This is a genomic window from Streptomyces sp. NPDC058864 (genome assembly GCF_042742985.1).
Taxonomy (GTDB): domain Bacteria; phylum Actinomycetota; class Actinomycetes; order Streptomycetales; family Streptomycetaceae; genus Actinacidiphila.
In genome coordinates, this window is sequence record NZ_JBHYMQ010000149.1 from 1 (window position 1) to 3,170 (window position 3,170).

General features: G+C 57.5%; 1 rRNA gene. It reads left to right on the forward strand.

What is annotated here, in order from left to right:
• Positions 1 to 51: 51 nt before the first annotated feature.
• Positions 52 to 3,170 (forward strand): 23S ribosomal RNA (locus ACFW3D_RS42005); the annotation flags it as partial.

A 3,170-nucleotide genomic window follows, 5' to 3' on the forward strand; every position in this document is an offset into this window, starting at 1 on the left:
TTGGGTGACGGGTCGTTGTTTGAGAACTGCATAGTGGACGCGAGCATCTGTGGCCAAGTTTTTAAGGGCGCACGGTGGATGCCTTGGCACCAGGAACCGATGAAGGACGTGGGAGGCCACGATAGGCCCCGGGGAGCTGTCAACCAAGCTTTGATCCGGGGGTGTCCGAATGGGGAAACCCGGCAGTCGTCATGGGCTGTCACCCGCTGCTGAACACATAGGCAGTGTGGAGGGAACGCGGGGAAGTGAAACATCTCAGTACCCGCAGGAAGAGAAAACAACCGTGATTCCGGGAGTAGTGGCGAGCGAAACCGGATGAGGCCAAACCGTATGCGTGTGATACCCGGCAGGGGTTGCGCATGTGGGGTTGTGGGATCGTACTTCAGTCGTCTGCCGGCGGCTGGGCGAGTCAGAAACCGTTGATGTAGGCGAAGGACATGCGAAAGGTCCGGCGTAGAGGGTAAGACCCCCGTAGCTGAAACATTAGCGGCTTGCTTGTACGACACCCAAGTAGCACGGGGCCCGAGAAATCCCGTGTGAATCTGGCGGGACCACCCGCTAAGCCTAAATATTCCCTGGTGACCGATAGCGGATAGTACCGTGAGGGAATGGTGAAAAGTACCGCGGGAGCGGAGTGAAATAGTACCTGAAACCGTGTGCCTACAAGCCGTGGGAGCGTCGCATGCAAGCTTGCTTGTATGTCGTGACTGCGTGCCTTTTGAAGAATGAGCCTGCGAGTTTGCGGTGTGTGGCGAGGTTAACCCGTGTGGGGTAGCCGTAGCGAAAGCGAGTCCGAATAGGGCGTTTGAGTCGCATGCCCAAGACCCGAAGCGGAGTGATCTAGCCATGGGCAGGTTGAAGCGTGGGTAAGACCGCGTGGAGGACCGAACCCACCAGGGTTGAAAACCTGGGGGATGACCTGTGGTTAGGGGTGAAAGGCCAATCAAACTCCGTGATAGCTGGTTCTCCCCGAAATGCATTTAGGTGCAGCGTCGTGTGTTTCTTGCCGGAGGTAGAGCACTGGATAGGCGATGGGCCCTACCGGGTTACTGACCTTAGCCAAACTCCGAATGCCGGTAAGTGAGAGCGCGGCAGTGAGACTGCGGGGGATAAGCTCCGTGGTCGAGAGGGAAACAGCCCAGAGCATCGACTAAGGCCCCTAAGCGTACGCTAAGTGGGAAAGGATGTGGAGTCGCACAGACAACCAGGAGGTTGGCTTAGAAGCAGCCACCCTTGAAAGAGTGCGTAATAGCTCACTGGTCAAGTGATTCCGCGCCGACAATGTAGCGGGGCTCAAGCGTACCGCCGAAGTCGTGTCATTCGTACAGGAGCCCCAACGGGTGTACGGATGGGTAGGGGAGCGTCGTGTGCCGGGTGAAGCGGCCCTGGAAGGGAGTCGTGGACGGTTCACGAGTGAGAATGCAGGCATGAGTAGCGATACAAGAGTGGGAAACTCTTGCGCCGATTGACTAAGGGTTCCTGGGTCAAGCTGATCTGCCCAGGGTAAGTCGGGACCTAAGGCGAGGCCGACAGGCGTAGTCGATGGACAACCGGTTGATATTCCGGTACCCGCTTTGAAGCGCCAGCGCTGAACCCTCTGATGCTAAGCCCGTGAAGCCGCCCTTGATCTCTTCGGAGTGATGGGGAGTGGTGGAGCCGGTGACCCGAGGTGGTAGTAGGTGAGCGATGGGGTGACGCAGGAAGGTAGTCCAGCCCGGGCGGTGGTTGTCCCGGGGTAAGGGTGTAGGGCGTTGCGTAGGCAAATCCGCGCAACATGTGCCTGAGACCTGATGCCGAGCCGATTGTGGTGAAGTGGATGATCCTATGCTGTCGAGAAAAGCCTCTAGCGAGTTTCATGGCGGCCCGTACCCTAAACCGACTCAGGTGGTCAGGTAGAGAATACCGAGGCGTTCGGGTGAACTGTGGTTAAGGAACTCGGCAAAATGCCCCCGTAACTTCGGGAGAAGGGGGGCCATTGCTGGTGAGGGGATTTGCTCCCTGAGCTGGTGGTGGCCGCAGAGACCAGCGAGAAGCGACTGTTTACTAAAAACACAGGTCCGTGCGAAGCCGTAAGGCGATGTATACGGACTGACGCCTGCCCGGTGCTGGAACGTTAAGGGGACCGGTTAGCTCTGATTCGTCGGGGCGAAGCTGAGAACTTAAGCGCCAGTAAACGGCGGTGGTAACTATAACCATCCTAAGGTAGCGAAATTCCTTGTCGGGTAAGTTCCGACCTGCACGAATGGCGTAACGACTTCTCGACTGTCTCAACCACAGGCCCGGTGAAATTGCACTACGAGTAAAGATGCTCGTTTCGCGCAGCAGGACGGAAAGACCCCGGGACCTTTACTACAGCTTGATATTGGTGTTCGGTTCGGCTTGTGTAGGATAGGTGGGAGACTGTGAAGCGGTGGCGCCAGCCATTGTGGAGTCGTCGTTGAAATACCACTCTGGTCGTGCTGGATGTCTAACCTCGGTCCGTGATCCGGATCAGGGACAGTGTCTGGTGGGTAGTTTAACTGGGGCGGTTGCCTCCTAAAGAGTAACGGAGGCGCCCAAAGGTTCCCTCAGCCTGGTTGGCAATCAGGTGTTGAGTGTAAGTGCACAAGGGAGCTTGACTGTGAGACTGACGGGTCGAGCAGGTACGAAAGTAGGGACTAGTGATCCGGCGGTGGCTTGTGGAAGCGCCGTCGCTCAACGGATAAAAGGTACCCCGGGGATAACAGGCTGATCTTCCCCAAGAGTCCATATCGACGGGATGGTTTGGCACCTCGATGTCGGCTCGTCGCATCCTGGGGCTGGAGTCGGTCCCAAGGGTTGGGCTGTTCGCCCATTAAAGCGGTACGCGAGCTGGGTTTAGAACGTCGTGAGACAGTTCGGTCCCTATCCGCTGTGCGCGTAGGAGTCTTGAGAAGGGCTGTCCCTAGTACGAGAGGACCGGGACGGACGAACCTCTGGTGTGCCAGTTGTTCTGCCAAGGGCATGGCTGGTTGGCTACGTTCGGGAGGGATAACCGCTGAAAGCATCTAAGCGGGAAGCCTGCTTCGAGATGAGGACTCCCACCCCCTTGAGGGGTTAAGGCTCCCAGTAGACGACTGGGTTGATAGGCCGGATGTGGAAGCCCAGTAATGGGTGGAGCTGACCGGTACTAATAAGCCGAGGGCTTGTCC